Below are 22,450 nucleotides of genomic sequence, written 5' to 3' on the forward strand. Positions count from 1 at the left end.
CCGCGCGCACCGCGCGACCGCTGGGGCACTCCGCACAGCACCACGAAGATCACAGGAGGCGACGCAATGAGTGACCCGATGACCGTCCTGGCCCCCGAGCACCGGCGGCTCCGCATCGGCGACGCCTGGCGCGACGCCGCGAGCGGAGGCACCTTCGCCGTCGAGGACCCCGCCACCGGCACGACCATCGCCGAGGTGGCGGACGCCGACGTCGTCGACGGGCTCGCCGCCCTGGACGCGGCGAGCACGGCGATGCCGGCGTGGGCGGCGACCCCGCCGCGGAAGCGGTCGGAGTTGTTGACCGCGACGTACCGGGCACTGACCGAGCGGTCCGAGGACGTCGCCCGGCTGATCACGCTCGAAATGGGCAAGCCGCTCGCCGAGGCTCGGGCGGAGGTGGCCTACGGCGCCGAGTTCTTCCGGTGGTTCGCCGAGGAGGCGGTACGCGTCGAGGGTCGGTACAGCGCCGCCCCCGCAGGCGGTTATCGCATCCTCACCGTGCCGAAGCCGGTCGGACCGTGTGTCTTCGTGACGCCCTGGAACTTCCCGCTGGCCATGGGCGCCCGCAAGATCGCTCCTGCGCTGGCCGCGGGCTGTACGACGATCACCAAGCCCGCGGCCCAGACGCCACTCACCATGCTGTTCCTCGCCCGCCTCATGGAGGAGGTGGGTGTACCCCCGGGCGTCGTCAACGTGGTGACCACCAAGCGTTCCGGCGCGGTGGTCTCCGCGCTGCTGGCCGACGACCGGACCCGCAAGCTGTCGTTCACCGGGTCGACCGAGGTCGGGCGCGTGCTGCTCCGGCAGGCCGCGGACAACGTCCTGCGTACCTCGATGGAACTGGGCGGCAACGCGGCCCTGATCGTGTGTGCGGACGCCGACCTGGACGTCGCCGTCGACGGCGCCATGGTGGCCAAGATGCGCAACATCGGAGAGTCCTGCATCGCGGCCAACCGGATCTACGTCGAGGAGCCGGTCCGCGAGGAGTTCACGGCGCGCTTCGCCGAGCGGATGGGCGCGCTGTCGGTGGGTCATGGTCTCGACGACGGCGTGGACGTCGGGGCGTTGATCGACGACGTCTCGGTCACGACGATCGACGAGCTCGTCGCCGACGCGGTCGATCGGGGCGCCCGGGTCCTGGTGGGCGGTAAGCGCCCGGACGGGCCGGGCCACTTCTACCCGCCCACGGTCCTCGTCGACGTGCCCGACGACGCGCGGATGCTGAAGGCGGAGATCTTCGGCCCGGTCGCGCCGATCATCTCGTTCACGTCCGACGACGAGGTGCTGGCGAAGGCCAACGACACCGAGCACGGCCTGGTCGGCTACGTCTTCACCCGTGACCTGCAACGGGCGCTCCGGTTCGCCGAGGGGCTGGAGACAGGGATGGTCGGTATCAACCGTGGTCTGATCTCGGACCCGTCAGCTCCGTTCGGGGGCGTGAAGCAGTCCGGCATCGGCAAGGAGGGGTCGCACGAGGGCATCCTCGAGTACCTCGACCTCACCTACGCGGCGATCGACCTGCCGTGACCGTTCTGCCGCCCCGAGCTTGCACCCGGCACACCGCCGCCGACGATCGAGAGAGGCACCGACATGCTTGAGACCGTCCGCGGACCACGCCAGCTGATAGTGGGCGAGGGGGTCGCGCAGAACATCCCGCGGGTGGTGGCCGAGAGTGGCTCGCGGGTCCTCGTGGTGACCGACCAGGTTCTCCTGGGCCAGCCGGGCGTGGCCGAGATCGTGGCCGCGGTGCGGGAGAGGGTCGAGGCCGTCGAGGTGTTCTCGGACGCGAGATCGGACGTGCCACTCGCCGATGTCGCGCTGGCCGTCTCGGTCGCCGCCGAGGTGGACGCCGACGTGATCCTCGCCATCGGGGGTGGCACGGTGATCGACCTCGCCAAGATCGTCGGCGTCATCCGACGCCACGGTGGGACGCCGCGCGACTTCTACGGCGAGTCGAAGGTGCCGGGGCCGACGCTTCCCCTCGTCGCGGTCCCGACGACGTCCGGCACCGGCTCCGAACTCACTCCCGTCTCGGTGTTGACCGACCCGGACCGCGAGTTGAAGGTGGGGGTCTCCAGCGTCCACATCGTGCCCGACTTCGCCATCGTGGACCCCGAACTCACCTACACCTGCCCGGCGACCGTCACCGCCCACTCCGGCATCGACGCGTTCTGCCACGCGGTGGAGAGCTACACCGCGCGACCCCGGCCCCACGGACCGCGCGACCCGGTCGAGCAGGTGTTCCTCGGCCGCAACCCGATCACCGACCACTACGCGCTCCGGGCCGCGGAGCGGATCGCCCGTAGCCTGCGTCGTGCGGTCCTGAACGGAGGCGACACGGACGCGCGGGCGGACATGTCGTACGGGTCCATGCTCGCCGGGCTCGCCTTCTCCCATGCGGGCAACGCGGCCCCGCACGCCCTCCAGTACCCCATCGGCGCGGCCACGCACACCCCGCACGGCCTGGGCGTCGGCCTGCTCCTGCCCTACGCGCTGGACGCGGCCCGGGATGCCATCAGCGACCGGTTGGCCATCCTCGCCCGGGTGTGCGGGCTCGACGTGACCGACGCCTCGGACGTTGAGGCCGCGGACGCGTTCCTCGCCTGGCTCGACGGGCTTCTCGTCGACATCGGCATCCCACGCACCCTGGCGGACATCGGCGTGGCACGCGCCGACCTCCCGCGCTTCGCGGAAATGGCCAGTGGCGTCACCCGGCTGATCCAGAACCATCCGGGCCCGACCGACACCGCCAGCCTGACCGCGATCCTCGACGCGGCCTGGACCGGGAACCGGACACGAATGTCCTGACCCCGAGCGGAGATGCTCCCGAATGATCGTCCGACCGATCATGCCGTGCCCGGTCGGAACACGTCGGTGGCGGACCCGACGCGGTCGATCGACATGGTCAGATCAACGGCTTCTGGAAGGCTCCGTCGGCCTCCTGGAAGGCGCGTTCGACCCGGTCGGCGCGTCCCTCCTCGTCGCGGTACCGGTCGAGGATCTGCCAGCGGCGCCGCCAGCTGCGGTAGTCGGTCTCGGCGCCGGCCTTCCGTCGCAGCTGCTCGACCGAGGCGATGAAGTCCGGTTTGGTGCCGCAACCGATCAGGTTCGCGTCGCCGCGGATCTGGTCGGGTGTCTTGCCCTGGCTGGCGAGCCATCCAGAAAGCGCGTCGACCGCCGCACCGTCGAGGACCTCCAGCTCGACGCAGGGATCGAAGTGCAGGCCGGAGGACAGGGTCGTCCCGGGCGCGATCAGGGCCAGGTGCAGCCGCAGCTGCACGACCGCCCGCTCGTGCTCCAGCAGCAGATGCCAATGGTCGCCGTTCTCCCGCCGGGCCTCGCGCTCGATGTAGCCGTACACCGTCCGGAAACGCTCCAGGTAGGACCGTCGGGCCTCGGACCAGGTCATGGCGCCGCCAGTGGGGAACAGGCCGAGGTGTTCCATCGCGGGACTCAGGGTGTACATCAGCAGCAGAGCGCGACCGGTCATGATCGCCGGAAGGCGGTAGCTGGTCGGCAGGGCCATCCGCTCCTCGTCCACGTGATGGGTGAAGCCCCAACGCTCTTCGACCTCTTCCGCGGCCCGCAGAGCCCGGTCGCCGAGGTCGGCGGCGTCGGACAGACGGCGGAACATCTGGCTTGTCCATCGCGGCCCGTCCGCCTCGGTCCAGGGCCGGTCGCGATCCTGTTCCTTGCCCTCGATCCACCGGCCGACGACACGTTCGGCGGTGCGGCAGCTGGTACCGGTCTCGGCGAGCGCGAGTTGCAGCAGGATCTCGTCGAGGTCGCGGAGGTAGCGATCGGCACCGGCCGAGCCGTGGGTGTCGGCGAAGCTCTGGTGCTTGAGGCGGGCCTCCTGGTGCAGGATCCACGCGTCGTCGTACCCCGTCTCGGTGTCCCGCTTGGACGCGACCAGCGCCGCGCAGCGGATGGCGCCCAGGGCGCGCACCGCGTAGTGCGGCCACGGCAGTCGGCGTGCGGCGTTGGTGGCCCGCTGGATCTGCTGCACCGCGTGGTCCACCTCCGACCGCTTCTCGGCCGGCAGGTTCTCCCAGTCCGCCGGCACGCCCCACAACCGGGCGAGGGAGACCTCCAGCAGCAGCCAACCCATCAGCGGGAGCACTTCGCCGATCTTCTCCGGGGGTGTCCGGGTCTGCTCACCGGTCAGATGGGTGCGATATTCGGTCACATCATCTTCGATCTCCGAAAGCAGGTCATCAGTAACTTCGGCTTTCTTTTCGCGAATCAGGCGGCAGAGCTCGCGGATTCGCTCGGCGCTCATCATGAGGATTCGACCTCCCGCACCCGTACAGATGACAGCTAATGGCAGATCAACCAGCGTAGTCGCCGCATCACAACTGGCGTCCCCGCCCGGACCACCACTGTCGGCTTTCCGATCGGATTCGGCCCTCTCGATCTTTGGACACGGTTGGCTAGCCTTGGGCCCATCCGTGCCGGGCGCGTATTCGGCTTCGACCACGAGGATGCGACATGACGCCACCAGCCTCGCCGAATGACCACCTTCTGATCGACCTGGCCGCGTTGAGCGATCTTCTGCCGAGGGTCGACCGATGGAGACTCACCCCGGATAAGTGGGTTGCGGTGACGTCGGCATTGACCGACCTCGACGCTGCCTACGGCCGCGGGGACGCCAACGGGATCAGCGACGCTCTTGATCTCCTGATCGTGTTCGAGGACGGTATGCGGGTACCGATGAGCGGTCTCGGCAGCCGCCGCGACCCGACCGCCCGTTCCGTCCCGCAGATGGCCGTGCCGGGTGGTGCCGAGGTGAGCGATCTGGTGGCGGCTCTGCGGGCGAAGACCGACACCGCGCTGCGTACGGCCGAAGGCCGGCCGGACGGCAGGGAGGCGGACCGCGCGTGACACTCATCCGACCGGCGCTGCTGGTGCACGACTTCCGGCGGATATCCGGCCGGACGATCCCGGACGGTGCGGTGAGCCGCTGGGCGGCGGTCTGGACCGGACTGGAGATGACGCTGTCCGGCACGGCGGAACGTCCGGCGCTGCCGGACGACGCGCGGCGCGGCGAGACGAACGTCCTGCAGTGGGCTCAACGGCCACGGACCGGCACGGGTTGGCCACTCCCACTCCATGAGGCCGCGCTCTGGAGCACCGGCGACGACCTCTGCATCTCCACGATCCTCGCCCCGAACTCGAACGATCGGTCCTGGACGGAGCTGGAACGAGAGTTCGCCGACCGGTTGCCCGACTCGTGCCGGTCGCGGGGCCACCGCCTCGGCGATGAGTACGACCTCGGTGGCGCGCGCGTGTATCAGGCTCTCCTCGACCGCACACCGTCCGAGGACGAGCTGCCCGAGCTGGCCCGCCTGGTTGCCGACGGGCTCCCCGACGAACTCGACTACGACTGGACGCAGCAGTGGAGTCGGACCCGGCAGGACTTCATGCTGTGGGAGCTGCCGGCGACGACCGACCGGGTCCGGCGGCTGGTCCTGCTGGCCCACCAGGACAGTGAGCGCGCCCTCGACACCTTCTCCTGGAGCCCCGGCGAAGAAGAGGTGGGCCTGCTCAGCAAATACCTGCTCGACGCGGCGAAACTGCGGTACTTGGATCGGGCCCATCGGATCCTCGCGCCGGAGCTGGACAGTCTCAGGTCGGCAACCGACCGGGCGGCGACCGACCTGTTCGCGCTGCACAGCACGGTGACGGCTCTGTCGCCGCAGCTTACGACGGCCGAGGCAAAGCTTCAGGACATCCGGATCCGCGCCGGCGGTCTGGCCGACAAGGTGTCCCGGCTGCAGCGGATCGGGCACGATGTCACCGCGGCCGAGACGAACATACGGGCCAACGTCCCGGTCCGCGCCGAGGGCGCCGGCCCGGTCGCCGGCGACCTGACGATGGCGGAGCAGATCCGTGAACGGGTGGCGCACGACGTCCGGTTGGCGCAGGACTCCACTGGTAACGCCGACCGGGTGGCCGCCTCGACAGCGATCGTGGTGCAGCGGGGCCTGAGCCTGAACGAGCAGCGGATCGGCGTCGTCCAAGCTTCGCTGATCGGGGCGATCCTGATGGTGCTGGCCGCGATCCAGGCGCTCGAACCCGACCTGCGGGGTATCCCAGCGGGCCTACACCTGCCCCTGATCGTGATGCTGGGCAGTCTGGCGCTGGCCCTCCCGAACGTGTTGTTCCGGCTGTCCCGCAACGCACCCGGGGATCTGCCGCTCAAGGTGTTCGACCGAGTGGCGATGGTGGCCGCGGCGGGTGGCGTCTCGTGGTTCGGAGCGCAACTCGTCTCGTACCTGATCCGTGGCCGTTTCCTGGGCGCCTGGGGCGTGCTCGCCTGCGTCGGAGCCGGCCTGGCGGCCATGGGCGGCGCCGCCGTGCTCTCGGCGCGGCGGCGGGATCAGCGGACGTAAGCGCTGAGCAGCGCCCAGTCAAGGCGCGAGCTGTTCAGCGAGGACAGTTGAAGGTCGCGCAGCTCCAGGTCGAGTCGGGTCGGACCGCGCCGGATCGCGTTGATCATGTTCGCCGTGTTCCGGCTCGCCCAGGCATCGCTGATCTCGTCGATCGCGGCCACCACGCATCGGGCGCCGCCGGTCAGCATCGCCATCACCAGGCTCAGCGGCTCAGCGTCGTCGGGGTTGTGCAGCCGGCCGACCCGGCAGGAGGCCATCAGCACCGAGGGCGGCCACTCCAGGCTCAGTGCCTGCGCCGCCAGCAACGGCTTCGGCGGCAGGAACAGGCGCTGTTCCAGTCCGGTGCCGTCGCCGTGGCACGCGATGTGCAGCAGCCCGCCGTCGAAGGCCCGGTCGCGCAGCACCGAGACCAGCTCGGCGTCGACGGTGGTCGCACCCCCGTCCGGCCAGTCGCACCGCTGCAGAACGGGCGAGTCCGGCGGTAGGTGCCAGGCGGTGCGTTCGGCTGCGAGGAAGCGCAGGTCCGGTGCCAGACAGACCAGGGCTGGGGACTCGACCGTGGGCGGGGCGGTGGAGTCCAGACAGGTCAGCACCGGGCACTGGGTGAGGACGGCGCGTTCGACGAGTCGCGTGCCGAGGTCGTCGATACACAGGGCCGCCCAGGGAAGGAGGCTGAGTTCGGCGTGCGCGGAGATCAGCAGTTCCACCGGTGCCCGTTCCGTCGCTGCGAGCAGCGTCCGGGTGATCGTGTCCGGAAGCAGCTCGCGCGCCAGTGTCCGCCAGTCCGGACCGTCCTGGGCGGTCATCTCCGGCAGCCGGTCCACCCACGGCTCGCCTGCTCCGAGGGCTGGCTGATCGGTCGCGTCGGTGAAGAACGCGTGGAATGCCGGTCCCGGTTGGAACCGCTCGAACTCGGCGGGGCCGCCGACCGGCGGGAGGACCGAACGGAACCAGTCATCGCGGTGTTCGCTCAGGGTGTTCGGCAGGGCGACGTAGTCCACGGCCCACCGGTCGCCGATCCGTTCCCGGATCTCGCCGACCGCCGCCGGCTCGGGCAGAACCGTCTCGGCCAGCATCGTGGAGGTGGTCTGCGCGATCCAGCCGTTGACCCGCCGGAGTCGCTCCTCGGTGGATTCGCCCGTGGTCGCGACCAGGCTCTCCACCGGGGGGTCCTCAATCTCGGCGATCTCCTGCAGCAGGGCGCGCAGCTGCGGGCTCATCAGCAGGCTCTGCTGCCGGATCCGGGCCGCGAATCCGGTCTGCTTGGCCGACAGGGCGGCCTGTAGGCCCAGCTCGGCACCAGCCCCGCCGGGTAGGTCGTTGGCCAGCAGCGCGATGTCACCGAAGATCCGCCGAAACACCGTGGACAGCGGTGTCTGCGAGCGTGCGATGACCCGCCACCGGCCCCGGATCCGTTCGGTGATCTCCAGGGCCAGGCAGCCGAGATCGCGGGCCGCGATGGCCTCCACCTCGCTGGACGCGGTCATGGCGCTGCACTCGGCGAGGCTCTGCACCAGCGACAGGTGGTAGATCTCGACGGCCTCCACGTTGAGCCGGATCCGGGTGTACTCGCGGCCGTCGGCCGACGGCCGGGCCCGGGTCACCAGCAGGAAGCCGTCACGAGCGTCGGCGAATCGTTGCCGGGCCTGCTCATGCTCGCCGACCGCCCAGTGCGCCAGAGCGACCGCGAAGTCGAGCCGATGGCGTGTGATGCATTCCGGCTGCCCCTCGGCCTCCCACTCGGCGCACTTGCCGGCGAGAAAGCCGGGCACTTCCGCCGCCCTGCCGGACAGCAGAAGGCACATGGCGTACTCGTACATATAGAGGCCCCAATGCGGTTCCGCACCGGTGTTGAAGAGGCTTTTCAGCGGCACCGAGACCAATTCGAGCGCCGTTTCGTATTCGCCGTTCATCCGCAGGTGCCGGGCCCGCCGGTAGGTGTTGAACACGCTCAGCGCCAGATCGTGGTCGAGGGCCGCCTCCCACGGGACGTCACTCCTCAGCTCGGCGGCGGCCCGGGCGAACAGTTCGGCCGGTTCGTCGTCACCGCCCAGGGGTTCGGCGATGTGCCGGCAGAAGCTGAGCAGGCTGGCGGCGTAGGAGCAGGCCTGCGAGCGGATCGCCCACTCCGGAGACCGGGTCTCGGCCAGGTAGTGCGACAGGGCGACGGAGAACACTCCGGCTTCCCGCTCCTCGTCGCGCAGCAGGTGCTCGCGCTGGCGCACGATGCCGACGGCGACGTCCGCCTCACTCGCCAACTGCAGAAGATCATCGCGGCGGACGGCCCGGAGAACCGAACCAGGAAGGACGGTCACGGGAGTATCCAATATCGCGCCACGTATTGCCCGCTGTCGGTTGACGGATACCCGACACGGGTTATGGCCGCCCACTCGCGTACGGTCGCCGGATTCACGTGTACCGGTGCGCCGGCGGAATCGGGTAGCGTGTCGCGCAGGACCGGATCGTACAGCGATCGATGACGGCCAGGAAAGGAAAACGGGCAGGCGATGACGTCGTTTCCTGTGGTTCCGCTGCCGAGCTGGCCGGCCGGCGGCCTCCCGTCGGCCACGATGTCCGACCAGATCCGTGAGTGGGTGGAGTCGCCGGCACTCGCCGCGCTCGTCGCGGCCTTCGGCGGCAAGGTTCCCGACGGTCCCCTCACGGACCAACTGGCCTATCTGGAGGACTTTTCGGCCGTCTGGGACTCCCGTGCCGGCGGCGAGCGGTTCAACGCGCGATACCGCGACTACACCGACGATATCGACGGCCTCATTCTGGACACCACCGGAGCGCTCGGGCTGGCCGATCGGCAGCGCCCGCAGCGGTCGCACTACGACCATGTTCTCGTGCTGGGCGGCGGCCGGATCACCGGCAGGGCCCGATCGCGGTACGCCGCGCATCTGCTCGAGACCGGGGTCTCCACCGAGACGATCGTCGGTCTCGGCAGCCTGCGGGTGCTGCCACCGGCGGGCGAGTCCGTGGATCCGGGTTCGGCCACCGACCTGACCGAGGGCGACGCCATGCAGCGGGGCCTACGCGAGGCGTTCGCCGCGACCGGCCCGATCGAGGAGCGGGCAGGCACCACGGCCGACGGCAACGACTGGTGGGTCCGCAGTTATCCGTGCGCCGACCGGACCGTGTACGTCGTAGCCGCCCCTTCCCGGCGTCCCGGGCAGCGCGCGAACACGGCCGACACCCTGCACGGGTGGGCTGATCTGGTGCGGCGGCCGACCGCGGCGGAAACCGTGCTGCTGGTGACCACCGACCTGTACGTGCCGTTCCAGCACGTGGACGCGATCACCACGCTGGGTGTGGAGCTGCGGTGCGGGATCGAGACCGTCGGGTTCGACCGCCGCTCGTTCGCACACTGGCCGAGTGGTCCGGGCGACCCGGGTGAGCTGCTGCAGGAGACCCGGTCGGCGATCTACTCGCTGCATCGTCTGCTCGGCCGGGTCGCGGACGCGGAGCGTATGTCCGGCGTCGAGGTCTGACGACCCACGGATGGATGTCACCTTCGCGACGGAACCCACTCCGGGCCGGGTGAATGAGGACTATGTGTCGGCGTCCGGCTCGTACGTGGTGGTCCTTGACGGTGTGACCGTACCGGCCGGGGTGCGGACGGGCTGCGTGCACGACGTGCCGTGGTTGGTGCGCAATCTCGGCGAGCTGCTGATGGCGGGACTGTCGGGCAACGACCGGGTGCCCCTCGTCGACATCCTTGCCGGGGCGATCACCGGGTTGTGCGACCGGCATCGGGACACGTGTCACCTCGGTACGCGGGACAGCCCGTCAGCGACGGTGGCGCTGCTGCGGGTCGCCGGGGACCGGTTGGACTATCTGGTGCTGTGCGATTCGTACGTGGTGATCGACGAGGTGGGCGGGCTGCGGGTGGTACACGACGACCGGACGGCGCGGCTGCCGGCGTACGACGCGGCCTCGGTGGCCGAGCTGCGCAACGCGCCCGACGGGTTCTGGGTGGCGTCGACCGACCCGCGGGCCGCCGAGCACGCGCTGACGGGCAGCGTCGCGGTACGCGACGTGCGGCGGGCAGCGGTGCTCAGTGACGGCGCGGCCCGGTTGGTGGAACGTTTCGGCGGCACCTGGGAGCAGGTGTTGCAACTGGCCGGTGCGGCTGGTCCACGTGCGGTGATCGAGGCGGTACGGAACGGCGAGCACAGCGACGACGCGGGGCGGTCCCGCGGCAAGAGGTTCGACGATGCGACCTTGGCGTACTGCGTGTTCCCGTCAACATGACCGTCACTCTGTCCTGCGCGACGGCTCGTGCCCGCCGCGCCGGCCGGTCCGGGCCGCGACGCGTTTCCCGTCCTCCACGACCCTGAACCATCGGCAAGCTCGTCACCGCTCTCGACAACGGAGAGGACAACCGCCGTGACCTGGACCGCTTCCGAGATGGAATCGATCTGCCTCGCCCTGCGGGCCTGGAGTACGAGCAAGAGAAAGGAGGGCCGGGCCGCCGACGAGGCGCTGGTCGACCGGTTGGAGGCCGAGATCGACGGCTACCGGGACGGGCTCGGCGGCTTTCGGGCGAAGGAGGCGTTCGACGCGCTCACCGAGCCGCCCGGCGACGTGCGGGAACTGCTGTGGCTGGCCGGGTGGATGATCTACGAGGCGAGTCTGCAGCTGCTCGACGAGACGCGGGCGACGGACGGCTCGGAGATCGTGGTGCAGCCGGCCGACCTGATCCGCCGGCTACGACACCTCGCCGAGTACCTGCCTTGGCCGCACTTCGCACCGCGGGCGCTCGGCGCCATCCGGGCCGATGCGCTCGTCGCGTCGAAAAGGGACACCACGCAGGGCTACCGGGAGGCGAACCTGCTGCACGAGGAGGCCCGCCGGCGGCACGACGACTACGTACGCGTCCATGGCTCCGAGCCCGGCCGCGAACGGGAACTGCTGGGCCTGCAGGAGATCTTTCTCCAGCTAATTCTGAGCGAGACCGGCACGGTCTGCCGCGCCAGCGAGCAGATCGTCGGCCGCTGGCTGGACGAGCTGGAGAAGGACGAGCCGGATTGGGGCGTCGAGGATGAGGACCGCAGCATCCGACTGATGTACGAGCAACTGTCGGTCGGCGTCCTGCTCGGCGAGCGGGCGCTGGACACGGCGGCTGAGATCAGCCGGAAGTACGGCCTGGTGAAGGCGGTCAGCAGGCAGCGCCTCGCGATGCGCACGGCCCGACGCAACCCGGCGATCATGACGGCGCGGGCCGCACTGCACCTGCTGACCATCTCGTACGAGATGGAGCAGCTCACGGACCACCCGGGATACGGGCACGACGACTGGGCTCGGATGCGCAAGGCGACGATCGATCGATTCCGGTCGGCGTACGCGTTGATCGAGAAGCCGGTCCACGACGAGCAGGGCAACCTGGTGAAGCTGCCGCTCAGTGCCTCCCACGAGCGTTCGGTTGTCCAGCTGCGACTCAACGCCGCCCTGCTGGTGCCCGGCATGGATCTCCCGGCCGGGCCGGACACCGACGGGTACCCGGCCCGCAACCCGCTCGACGACCGGGCCGTGGAGGAGCTGTCCGCCTGGCTCGCGACCACCGGCTCCAACGGTCGGATCCGTGGCAACGCGAACGCCGTCGGCGCCGCCACCATGCCCGCGTACATTCGTGGTGTCGAGGCGTGTCAGGCGGAACACGGGGCGTCCAACAACTACCGCGACTGGCGGATCAGGTGGTTCGCTCTCGACCGCTACCTGGACGAGGACGAGGAGGGCCGGCGTCGCAGGGTGTGGCAGGCCATGGGCCGGTGAGCGCGGCCGCGACGATTCAGCGGATGTAGGCGGCGTAGACCGCCCACATGTGTACCGGCCAGCGGCTGATCTTCCGCAGTTGCGCGTGACGCAGCGCCGCGTCCAGGCTCAGGTCGCCACCGCGCACCAGGCGCACGATCTCCGCGGCGATGTATCCGCCGCCCACGTCGTGCAACTCGTCGATACCGGCGACCACGCACTCGGCGCCACCGACCAGCGCCGCCATGACAAAGTTCAGCGGTTCGGCGTGTTCGGGGTTGAGGAACCGGCCGACGTGACAGGACGCCATGAGCAGCGCGGGTGGCCAGTGCAGGGTCAGGGCGCGGGCGGCGCTGACCGGCTCGCCGGGTAGCCGCAGGGTCTGGCCGAGGCCATCGCCGTGACCGTGCGCCGCGATGTGGGCGAATCCCCAGTGCCCGTCGGAGAGCGCCGCGACGAAGGAACCGGGCACCTCGGCCGGTGTCCGTCCCGGTTCCAACTCGCAGGAGCTGAGCGGCAACGTCCCGTCGTCGCGGTGCCGCAGCCTCCAGCTCATCGACTCGGTACGCACGGCGAGCTGGCCCGGATCGTCGTCCTCACGTGCCATCAGCTGAATCAGCGCGGGACCGGTCACCGGCCCGGGAGCGGCGCCGGACAGGGCCGTCAGGACCGGCGTCTGCGAGATGATCGCCCGTTCGACGAGCCGGAGCCCGCCGCCGATGCCCAAGGCCGCCCACGGCACGAGGCTGAGGGCGGCGTGCGCCGAGATGACCAGGCGGACCGGATCGCCGGTGGCCGCCGTCAGGGCCGTACGCAGTCGTTGCGGCAGCAGGGTCTCACCCAGGGCCAACCAATCAACGTCGCCGCCGAACAGGTCACCGGCCTCGGCTGCGGCCAGGAAGGTGCGCAACGAGGTGGCCGCCGGAAGTTGACGGAACGTCACCGTCCCGTCAGGTTCGATCAGCGTCTGGAACCAGTTGAGGCCGCCGGACAGCAGGTCGGGCAGGGCCACACAATCGAGGGCGTACCGGTTCCCCACCACGCCGACGATCCGCTCGACGGTGTCCGGGACCGGCAGGACGGCTCCGGCCAGCATCGGCGAGAACACGCCTTCGAGTTCCAGGCGCAGGTCGTTCAGCCTCTGCTCGATCGTCTCGGCGGCAAGGCCGGCACCGTGCAGGTTGCCCGACTCGAGGCTCACGATCGCGTCGATCGCCGTGATCAGGCGACGACCGGTCCGGGCGGTGCGGCTGATCTCGGGGGCGTCCGAGCGGATTCGGGTCGCGAACCCCGACTGCTTGGCCGACAACGCGACACGCAACCCAAGCTCGGCCGCGGCCTTGGCGATTCCCGTGTCGCCGTCGCCGATGGCCCGTCCGGCTGTCGTTGCGGCGACGGCGGCGAGGTCGCCGTAGAGATGCCGGAACGCGCTCGCCAGCGGACTCGCCGACCGGGACACCACCTGCCACCTGGCGCGGACCCGCTCGGTGGAATTCAGGGCCTCTTCGATGAACCCGACCGGGTCTGCGTCACGGACGGCCGCGAGCTCGGCGCGGGCGATCGACAGCAGCAGGTCGTCGATGTCGTGTGCCCCGGGGATGCTGCCGGTTTCGCGTAGCCATCGCTGTGACCGGGCGAGGGCCTCCTCCGCCTCGGCGTGCGCGCCCTGTGCCCAGGCGGCCAGTGCCTGGGCGAGGTCGACGAGATAGTGGCTGTCGAAGCGGCTCCCGGCGACCGCCTCCCGATATCGCTGCCCGGTGGTGCGCAGCATCTCCGCGACGTCCGCCGCCGCACCGCTCAGCAGCATGGCGGCGGCGACCTCGTACTGGTAGTCGAAGCCGTACGTGTCGGCCCCGTTGCCGAGGAGGTCGACCTCGTCCTGACTCGCCAGCTCGATCGCTCGGGCGTAGTCGCCGTCGAGTCGCAGGTCACGGATCGCCCGGTACCGCAGGGTCCGGCCGTTGTAGAGGTCATGGTCCATGAGGCGACCCGCCCGGTCCTCGGCGCGGGCCTCGAACACGGCGAGCACACGCTTGTGGAAACCGGCCGCCACGGCGTCGCGCATGCCTTCGGGTACGACACCGAGCAGGCGGCAGACCCGGACGATGACGCCCGCGTTGTCCCACGCCACGACCCGGATCGTGTCGGAGTGTGGCCCGAAGGCTTCGTCGGCGGCGGCCTGTTGCTCCCGCAGCGCCACCGTGAACAGTTCCGCCTGGTGGCGGAAGGTCCGATCCCGGAGCTTGCCGGTGCGGGCGATGTCCACCGCCGTGCCGGCGTCCCGGGCGAGCATCATCAGATCGCCGCGTTTCATCACTCGACGAACCTCGTCGGGCAGACCCTGCGCACCCATCCGTCCAGTCTCGACAGACTTCGGTCCGCTCTGGAGTTCTCAGACGGTCGTCTTCCGGACAGCGGCCGGCGCTCGCCGCCCGCCTTCGCGCGTCGAGGACGACGGCCGGCGCGGCCACTACCATGCGGGCGTGGCTCACGTTGCCCAGGCCCGCAGGCCGTACCCACTGCTCGTCGCCGCGGCGGTCGTGGTGGCCCTCGGCGCGGCCACGGCCTGGGCGGTCGGCGACACGCTGGGGTTGCGCCACTCCCCCGCCGCCGTGCCGCGCGAGGAGGCGGTCGCCGCGCCGGCGCGGACGCCCGCGCCGGTCCCGCCGTTGGCGTCCCTCGTCGTACCCGACGATCCGCGCCTCATCAAGGCCGCGGCCGCGCTTGCGGACGCGGTCGTCCTGCGCGGCCTACCCCGGCCGGTGCTGGCCCCGGCCGCGTCCGCGACCACCACGCCCGACACCGGTACGGCGGGCGGCGCGACCCCCGACCTGTCGGCGGTACGCACGCTGCGGGCGGGTGTGCTGGCCGCTCTCGGTGGGACGCCCGAGTCGTACCGGCTCGACGTGCGCGGCGCCGAACTGACCATTCAGGGCGCCGACGTCGCGGGCGTGGCAGCCGGCCTGTACCGACTCGCCGACCGGATCCGCTCCGGCGCCGAGGTGCTGCCGGCGGCGGACACGGGTCGGGTGGTCGTCCCCCGGCTCGGCCTGCGGCTGACCGACGCCGGTTCGGTGGGGCGCGAGCCCGACCCGGCCGCCTTCGCCGCCGGCGACGACTACGGCCTGAACACCGACGTGGTCGCGTCGGCGGTACTGCCCCGCGCGCCGTGGGTGGACGCCGGCGCGGTGGCCCGCATCGACGCGCAGTTCCGCCAGTTCGTCGACCACTCGGTGGCGCAGGGATACAACGGGATCGTCGTGCCCGGCTTCCTGGAGTACGTCGCGTTCGCCAAGGTCGGCGACGGGCACGCGGTCTATCCGCCCGGCGACCCGCACGTCGACCGGGCGCGGGCGATGGTCGCGGCGTTCGGCCCCGTCCTCCGGTACGCCGATGACATGGGGATGAAGGTCTTCCTGCTGACCGACATGCTCGCGGTGTCGCCCCCGTTGGAGGAGTACCTGACGCGGACCGTCGGCGGGCTCGACGTGACCGACCCCCGGCTGTGGGCGGTCTACCAGGCCGGCCTGTCCGAGCTGTTCGAGAGCATGCCGTTCGTCGACGGTCTGATGGTCCGCATCGGCGAGGGCGGCGAGGTGTACGCCGGAACCGGCTGGGACTTCTCGTCACGGCTCGCGGTCACCACCGAAACGTCCGTACGCGCGATGCTGCGGGCACTGCTGGACACGGCGGGCCCGGCCGGCAAGGAGATCATCTTCCGTACCTGGACGGTGGGCGTCGGCGCCGTCGGCGACCTGCACACCAACCCGGAGTCGTACGCGCAGGTCCTCGGCGGGCTCGACGACCCGCACCTGATCGTGTCCACGAAGTACACCCTGGGCGACTTCTACAGCCATCTGCCGCTGAACACGACCCTGCTGGGCGGCGGGCACCGTCGCATCGTGGAGTTCCAGGCCCGGCGCGAGTTCGAGGCGTTCGGCTCGTTGCCCAACGACCTCGGCCCGTTGCACCGCCAGGCGCTGCGCGCGTTCCTTGCCGGCAACCCCAACGTCGAGGGCGTCTGGAACTGGACGCAGGACGGCGGGCCGCTGCGCGCCGGGCCCATGTCGCTGTACCTGCGCGCCGGCTTCTGGCAGCTCTACGACCTCAACACGTACGCCGTCGGCCGCCTGGCCTGGGACCCGCAGGCCGACCCGGCGCAGATCACCGCGGACTGGGCGTACCGCACCTTCTCCGGCGACCCGGGTACCGTCGCCGCGATCGGACAGGCCATGGCCCTGTCCCGGGAGGCGGTCACCAAGGGTCTCTACATCGGTCCGTACGCCGACCGATCGGTACGGGCGCTCGGGCTCGAACCGCCGCCCATGATGTGGATCTTCGAGTGGGACATCCCGACCGGCGACTCCGCAGCCCTGGACAGCATCTACGCGGTGACCGGCGGCCGCGTCGACGAGGCGATCGAGGAGGGCGCGCAGGCCGTCGCGCTGGCCCGGCGCATGCGCGACCTGATCGCCGCGACCGACCCGGCGACCTGGCGGGACGCCGAACTGCGCGCACGCTTCACCGCGACCCTCGACTACCAGGTCGACCTGTTCGAGACGCTTGGCGCGTACCGGACGATGGTGCTGCGACACGCGCAGTGGCTGGACACCGGCGCCCCGGCCGCCCGCCACGACTGGCGGCGGGCGACGGCGGCGTACCACGACGCGCGCGACGCGCACCTCAAGCGCTACGGCGCCGACCTGGATCTGCCCGCGTACAACTTCACCGCCGCCGATCTCGGGGCGCGGCGGGCCGACCGGGACCCGGCGATGGCCTGGGCGGCCCGGGCGATGCTCGGGTCGATCCTGCTGGTGCTGCTGCTCGGCCGGTACGGGCGCGGGTTCGGCGCAGCCGCCGCGCGCGGGTTGCTGGTCGGCGCGTTCCGGCCGTGGCGGGTCGCCGCGCTGCCGTCGCCAACGACGCGTGCGGACCGGGTGGTGGTGTGGCTGGTCCCGGCCGTGGTCCTGGTCGCGAGCCGGCTCGTGTCGACCTGGTTCGCCGCGCCGGCGCACCTGCTGGTCACCCTCGGCGGGTGGGCGCTGTTCGCCCTCGTCGTACGCCTCGTCGTCGGCCGCCGCGATCCGTTCCACCTGTGGGCCGCTCTCGGCGGCGTCGCGCTGCTGCGCAGCGTCCTTCTCCTGGCGGCGCTCGCGTGGCGTGGACCCGGCGGCTACTGGTTCGCCTTCTGGACCGCGCCGAGCCTGCGCGCGGCGTACGTCACCGTCGCCTTCGCGGCGTTCTGCTGGCTGTTCGTGGTCACCGCGGTGGTCCTGCGGGACCGGTACGGTCTGCGTCGCCGACGCGCCGTCGGGCTGACCGTCACCGCCGTGGGCGTGCCCCTCGGCGTGCTGTCCGCCCTGGTCGCCTCGGTGGGCCTGGAACGCGCGCTGACGGTGTGGAACGACCAGCTCGCGCTGCTGCCCTGGGGCCTGTCGCGCATCCTCGGCATCACCGTCTACCTCGGCATCCCCACCCAGCTCCCGGTGTACACCGCCGCCGCCGGGATCGCCCTGGCCGCCGCCGGCCTGCTCCTGTCACTCGGCCGCGAGTGACCCTCGGATGAGGTTGGTGTCGGCGTTCGTACCGATCTGGTTGCTCACCGCCGTCGGCTACGCGGCCTGTCGCCGGGGCCTGCTGGGCGAGGGGGTGGCGTCGGCGCTCGGCCGGTTCGTGTTCCACCTTGCGATGCCGTCCGCCCTGTTCCTGGCCCTGTCCCGAATGCCGCTGTCGGGGTTCGCCGGCCGCTCGCTGCTCGCCTTCGGGATGAGCACTGCCGCGGTCGTCGCGTTCGGCTGGGTCGGCGCGAGCTGGCTGTTCGGTCGCACCCGCGGCGAACGACCGATCTGGGGCATGGCCGCCGGGTACGTCAACTCGGCGAACCTCGGCATCCCGATCGCGACGCAGGTGCTCGGCAACGTGTCGTTCCTGGCGGGGGTGGTGCTCCTGCAGGTGCTGGTGGTGACGCCCGTGATCCTGGTCGCCCTGGACCGGCACAGCGACCCGGCCGGGCGGGTACGCGTCCGTCGTATCGCCTCCCTGCCGGTGCGCAACCCGGTGATCCTGGCGTCGCTGCTCGGTGTGGCGTGCTCGGCCGCGGGCCTGCGCGTGCCGTCGGCGGTCGACGCCTCGCTCACCCTGCTGTCGGGCGCGGCGGTTCCGGCCGCCCTGGTCGCGCTCGGCGCGTCGCTGCACCCCACGGCGCCGTCGCGGGCAGAGCCGACCGGCCTGGCCGAGCTGGCTCTGATCGCCACGTTGAAGCTCGTCGCACAGCCGGTCATCGCGTACGCGGCCGGGCTGGCCCTGCACCTGCCCGCGCCGCAGTTGCTCGCCGTGGTGGTGTGCGCAGGTCTGCCGACAGCGCAGAACACGTTCATCTACGGCCAGGAGTACGGCGTCGGCGAGACGGTGGCCAACCGGGCGGTGGTCGTGACCACGACGCTGTCGCTGGCCACCCTGGCCGTGACGGTGGCGCTGCTCGGATAGGTCCGTCAGCCGACTCGCCGGCCACCGTGGCGGCGCCGGCACATGGGAGTACGGGTACCTAGGGAAGGTGGTCACGCCTGCCCATCCGCCGGTCGCGGTCGATGCAGAGGATGGATCGCATGCGAAGGACACTGATGGTGATGACGGCCGTGATCCTGGGGCTGGTGTCGGCGAGCGGGCCGGCGGCGGCGCAGCAGCGGCCACGGGGGATCCCTGACCGGGTCATGTTGCAGCCGGACGATCTCGGCGGAGCCGTGCCGGGGCCGGTGGAGGACGGGCTGGTGTGGCCGCTGCTACCCCAGCCGTGCGCGGACACGCCGGTGCCGGGGCCGGTCGTGGACCGCACCCAGGCGGCCGATCTCGGTAGCCGATTCCGGATCTACGAGAACGTCGCCCGGTACCGCGGCGACGGGGCACACGCGTACATCACCGAACTGAAGGCGCAGCTCGCCCGGTGCGGGGCCGGTGGCGACGAGGAGGGCTTCGACCCGGTCGCCGAGGACCACCTCGGACCGGACACGGTGCTGTTCCTCGGCACCTACGACGAGGGCGATCGCTACGTCGGCTATGTCGCCGCCGCGGTCGGCCACTACGTGGTGGTGGTCATGATGTCGGACTCGTACCTGGGGGCGGCTGACCTGACCACGTTGAACGGACTGGCCAGTGCCGCGCGGAACCGAGTGGCCGCGGCATGAGGCGACCGGAGGCCGGCCCTCTTGGAAGGGCCGGCCTCCGGTCGGAACACAGGTCGTGGCGGCGACTGTGTCAGCATCCGGCTGCGAGCCTCACGTCCTCGGGGCCACCAGCACCGTCCGGCGACGCCGAGCGGCGAGGACCAGCGCACCTCCGGCCGTCAGCGCCGCGATGCCGATGCCGCCGATCAGCCCGACCTGCGACCCGGTGACCGGCAATCCGCCGTCACCACCGCCGCCTCCAGCGCTGCCGCCTCCAGCGCTGCCGCCTCCAGCGCTGCCGCCTCCAGCGCTGCCGCCGTTCTTCGCGGCCAGCACGACGGTGAACCCGTCCTGGTTGTCGCCGGGGTCCACGTCGGCCACCCGTACGGCGACGGCGTTCGCCGGCAGCTCGGTGGACGCAGGTGCGGAGCGGCTGGTCGTCGACGGCCCGGCGAGACCCTCAACCCGCACGGTTCCGCCCCGCATCGTCGCCGGCGCGGTGGCGGATGCGGCCGTGGTCACCAGGTTGTACAGGTCGACTGCCGAACGGATCCCGTCGTCCGGGTCGGTGTCTTCGCTGGCCGGAACGAGGGTGAGGCCCGGATAGGTGCAGACGGCTGACTGCCGGGCATCGGCGAGCACGCACTGACTCGGCTGCCTGGTTAAGGTCACACCCTTGGGCAGACGCAGCGTGACCCGTACCCCGTTGACCGTCTTCCGACCCTGGTTCGCGACGGTCTGCCACACGGCGCCCGTCTCCCCCGGATTCAGCGTCCCGGTGGGCACGGGCCTGCCGTCCGCCCCGACCCGCACGGACTCCTTCACGTCTCGGGCGACCACCGAGAGGTCCGCCGTGGGCTCGTCGACCAGCAACAGCGGGAACCATCTGGTGTTGTCGGCCGGATTCGCGTCCTTTTCCGGATCGATGGTGACCGAAACTTCGAACCTGCCCTCGTGAGGTGCCCTCCCGTAGACGAACGCGTCGATGGGAACGTCGACGGTCTCGCCCGGCCCCGGGATCCACTCGGGCGACAGTCGGCAGTAGAACCCGCCGATATCGCCGTCGCACTCCCCCACGCCACTGCCGAAGTGCCACAGCAGGGCTACCGGCGGGAGGTCGGTGTCCTCCTGCGGCTGGCGGACGTTGACGACCACGTTGCTCGGAGTGGCATCCCCCCGGTTGCTGATCTTCAGATAGACGACCTTCTTGTCGACCCCCAGCGCGATCCGCGTTCCGGACGCGTCGACCGTGAGGTCCGGGCCTTTCTTCGCCGCGTCGGCCGGAAGCGCGGAAAGAGCGATCGCGGCGACGACGAACAGCGCGGCGGCGGAAGCTCGTGACACGTGCCGACGTCCAAAGCTCATGGCAGCACCCTTCAGGACACGGGACGGTGTGGTGGAGAACAATATCGGCAATCGGCCCCCATCAGTGTCGATAGCGCAACCGGCGAAGGAAAGAGGCCGGTTGGACTGTGTCCAACCGGCCTCGGAGCTATAAATACCGAACTGGTCGGATCAGCCTCGCGGTCACGGCAGCGTCTTGAGGTACGGGCCGTGGTTGAGCCGGAATTCCCAGGAGTAGTAGCGGTCCCAGTTGATCGACCAGGTCATGAGGCCGCGGAAGTTAGGGTTGGTTCCGCTGCGCGGCGTGTACGCGCCGCAGTTCTGGCCCCGGACCAGGCAGCTCACCGCTTGTTGCACGCCGGCCGGGGCGAGGTAGCCGTTGCCGGCGCTGGTGGAGGAGGGCGCGCCGAACGCGACCTGGTCCTCGCGCAGTGCGGGGAAGACCGCGTTGGCGTTCCCGGCCACGGGGAAGCCGGCCAGCAGCATGTCCGTCATCGCGATGTGGAAGTCGGCGCTGCCCATGGTGTGGTACTGACCGTCGAGCCCGACGATCGGACCGGAGTTGTAGTCCTGCACGTGCAGGACGGTGAGGATGTCGCGCAGCGCGTAGATCACCGGCAGGTACGACCCGGCCCTGGGATCCTGGCCGCCCCACGGGCCTGAGCCGTAGAACTGGTAGCCGAGCTGGACGAAGAACGTCTCCGGGGCCATCGTGAGCACGAAGCCGCTTCCGTAGCGCTGCTTGAGTTCGCGGATCGCCGAGATCAGATTCACCACGACCGGGGTGGTCGGGTTGCGGAAGTCGGTGTCGCCGGTGTTGAGGTAGAGGGAGTGGCCCTCGAAGTCGATGTCCAGGCCGTTGAGGCCGTACCGGTCGATGATCGCCGACACCGAGCGGACGAACGTGTCACGGGCGGCGGTCGTGGTGAGTTGCACCTGCCCGTTCTGACCGCCGATGGACAGCAGCACCTTCTTACCCTGCTGCTGCTTGGCGCGGATCGACGCCGTGAACTGGGCCTCGGTCTCCACGTTGGGGCACTCGGCGACCGGGCAGAGTTGGAAGCGGATGTCGCCGGAGGTGACGGAGGTGGGCTCACCGAAGGCGAGGTTGACGATGTCCCAGTCGTCGGGCACGTCGGCCATCCGTAGGTACCCGGCGCCGTTGGCGAAGCTGGCGTGCAGGTAGCCGATCAGGGCGTGCTTCGGCAACCCCGTGTTCGGCGGAGTCGTGGTGGGCGGCGGAGTGGTGGGCGGCGGAGTCGTCGGCGGCGCTGTCGTGGGAGGCGCGGTGGTCGGCGGCGTCGTGGTCGGCGGGGTCGTGGTGGGTGGTGTGCCACCGGCGCACGACGCGCCGTTGAGCGTGCAGTCGACCGGCGATCCGGAGCCGGTGGCCAGGAAGCCAAACGACGCCGACGCGCCGGGGGCCAGGGTGCCGTTCCACGAGCGGTTGGTGAAGGTGTGGCGTTGCCCGACGCTGCTGACCGTGGCGTCCCAGTACGAGCCGAGCGTGGTGCCCGCCGGCAGGGTGAAGGCAACCTGCCAGCCGTTGATCGTGCTCGACCCGCCGTTGGTGATGGTGTAACGGCCCTCCCAGCCGGTACCCCAGTCGGAGGTCTTGGTGAACGTGGCCGTCGGGCCGGCGGCCAGGGCTGGATAAGCGAAGGTCAGGGTCGCCGCAGCGGCGGAGACCAGGGCCGCCAGGGCAGCCAGGAACGGTGTTCGTAGTCCGCGCGCCATCCGGTCCTCCCGAGGGTGCCCGACCGAGGGATATCGACGGGAGACTAATTATTAGGTTTG

General features: G+C 70.8%; 15 protein-coding genes. 10 read left to right on the plus strand and 5 right to left on the minus strand.

Annotated elements, in window-relative coordinates; genetic code table 11:
- The first annotated feature begins 66 nt into the window (after nt 1–66).
- Together ACTFTM_RS20410 and ACTFTM_RS20415 are read left to right on the plus strand one after the other, a co-directional pair.
- The gene (locus ACTFTM_RS20410; protein ID WP_449562076.1) at nt 67–1,527 is read left to right on the plus strand and encodes an NAD-dependent succinate-semialdehyde dehydrogenase; all 1,461 of its coding nucleotides are present in this window, start codon (nt 67–69) and stop codon (nt 1,525–1,527) included.
- Nucleotides 1,528–1,590: 63 nt separating this feature from the next.
- The gene (locus tag ACTFTM_RS20415; RefSeq protein ID WP_449562077.1) at nt 1,591–2,808 is read left to right on the plus strand and encodes an iron-containing alcohol dehydrogenase; all 1,218 of its coding nucleotides are present in this window, start codon (nt 1,591–1,593) and stop codon (nt 2,806–2,808) included.
- Between the two features lie 97 nt (nt 2,809–2,905).
- Here the strand turns inward: ACTFTM_RS20415 and ACTFTM_RS20420 are convergent, their stop codons facing one another.
- Entirely contained in the window at nt 2,906–4,480 is a 1,575-nt protein-coding gene (locus ACTFTM_RS20420; protein ID WP_449562078.1) for a hypothetical protein, read from the minus strand.
- A 122-nt stretch (nt 4,481–4,602) separates the two neighbouring features.
- On the opposite strand from ACTFTM_RS20420, the gene ACTFTM_RS20425 reads away from it, so the two are divergent.
- Together ACTFTM_RS20425 and ACTFTM_RS20430 are read left to right on the plus strand one after the other, a co-directional pair.
- Nucleotides 4,603–4,884 (plus strand): hypothetical protein, encoded by a 282-nt coding sequence (locus ACTFTM_RS20425; RefSeq protein WP_449562079.1) that lies wholly within the window; start codon nt 4,603–4,605, stop codon nt 4,882–4,884.
- Complete coding sequence (locus tag ACTFTM_RS20430) at nt 4,881–6,395, plus strand: CATRA conflict system CASPASE/TPR repeat-associated protein (protein ID WP_449562080.1); 1,515 nt, start codon at nt 4,881–4,883, stop codon at nt 6,393–6,395. The genes ACTFTM_RS20425 and ACTFTM_RS20430 overlap by 4 nt, the downstream gene beginning before the upstream one ends.
- Here the strand turns inward: ACTFTM_RS20430 and ACTFTM_RS20435 are convergent.
- Nucleotides 6,383–8,710 (minus strand): CHAT domain-containing protein, encoded by a 2,328-nt coding sequence (locus tag ACTFTM_RS20435; protein WP_449562081.1) that lies wholly within the window; start codon nt 8,708–8,710, stop codon nt 6,383–6,385. The two genes, ACTFTM_RS20430 and ACTFTM_RS20435, sit on opposite strands and share 13 nt — an antisense overlap.
- Before the next feature lie 192 nt (nt 8,711–8,902).
- On the opposite strand from ACTFTM_RS20435, the gene ACTFTM_RS20440 reads away from it, so the two are divergent.
- From ACTFTM_RS20440 to ACTFTM_RS20450, 3 genes are all read left to right on the plus strand, one after another.
- Nucleotides 8,903–9,886, plus strand: a complete 984-nt coding sequence (locus tag ACTFTM_RS20440; protein WP_449562082.1) for a hypothetical protein — start codon at nt 8,903–8,905, stop codon at nt 9,884–9,886.
- A 49-nt stretch (nt 9,887–9,935) separates the two neighbouring features.
- Nucleotides 9,936–10,649 carry a hypothetical protein gene (locus tag ACTFTM_RS20445; protein ID WP_449562083.1) on the plus strand — a complete coding sequence of 238 codons (714 nt, stop codon included), beginning with the start codon at nt 9,936–9,938 and terminating at the stop codon, nt 10,647–10,649.
- A gap of 135 nt (nt 10,650–10,784) precedes the next feature.
- Nucleotides 10,785–12,170 carry a hypothetical protein gene (locus ACTFTM_RS20450; RefSeq protein WP_449562084.1) on the plus strand — a complete coding sequence of 462 codons (1,386 nt, stop codon included), beginning with the start codon at nt 10,785–10,787 and terminating at the stop codon, nt 12,168–12,170.
- Between the two features lie 16 nt (nt 12,171–12,186).
- Here the strand turns inward: ACTFTM_RS20450 and ACTFTM_RS20455 are convergent, their stop codons facing one another.
- Entirely contained in the window at nt 12,187–14,502 is a 2,316-nt protein-coding gene (locus ACTFTM_RS20455; protein WP_449562085.1) for a CHAT domain-containing protein, read from the minus strand.
- A gap of 130 nt (nt 14,503–14,632) precedes the next feature.
- Between ACTFTM_RS20455 and ACTFTM_RS20460 the strand changes: the two genes are divergently transcribed.
- The 3 genes from ACTFTM_RS20460 (at nt 14,633) to ACTFTM_RS20470 (ending at nt 19,330) form a co-directional block, all read left to right on the plus strand.
- A complete protein-coding gene (locus ACTFTM_RS20460) occupies nt 14,633–17,704 on the plus strand; it encodes a hypothetical protein (protein WP_449562086.1) in 3,072 nt (1,023 codons plus the stop codon).
- A gap of 7 nt (nt 17,705–17,711) precedes the next feature.
- Nucleotides 17,712–18,635, plus strand: coding sequence for an AEC family transporter (locus ACTFTM_RS20465; RefSeq protein ID WP_449562087.1), 924 nt, complete (start codon nt 17,712–17,714; stop codon nt 18,633–18,635).
- 119 nt (nt 18,636–18,754) lie between these two features.
- Nucleotides 18,755–19,330 carry a hypothetical protein gene (locus tag ACTFTM_RS20470; RefSeq protein WP_449562088.1) on the plus strand — a complete coding sequence of 192 codons (576 nt, stop codon included), beginning with the start codon at nt 18,755–18,757 and terminating at the stop codon, nt 19,328–19,330.
- A gap of 90 nt (nt 19,331–19,420) precedes the next feature.
- Here the strand turns inward: ACTFTM_RS20470 and ACTFTM_RS20475 are convergent, their stop codons facing one another.
- On the minus strand, nt 19,421–20,674 hold the full coding sequence (locus tag ACTFTM_RS20475; protein WP_449562089.1) for a hypothetical protein: 1,254 nt from the start codon (nt 20,672–20,674) through the stop codon (nt 19,421–19,423).
- 162 nt (nt 20,675–20,836) lie between these two features.
- Nucleotides 20,837–22,390 carry a chitinase gene (locus ACTFTM_RS20480; protein WP_449562090.1) on the minus strand — a complete coding sequence of 518 codons (1,554 nt, stop codon included), beginning with the start codon at nt 22,388–22,390 and terminating at the stop codon, nt 20,837–20,839.
- Nucleotides 22,391–22,450: the final 60 nt, after the last annotated feature.

Source organism: Micromonospora sp. RB23 (genome assembly GCF_053585025.1).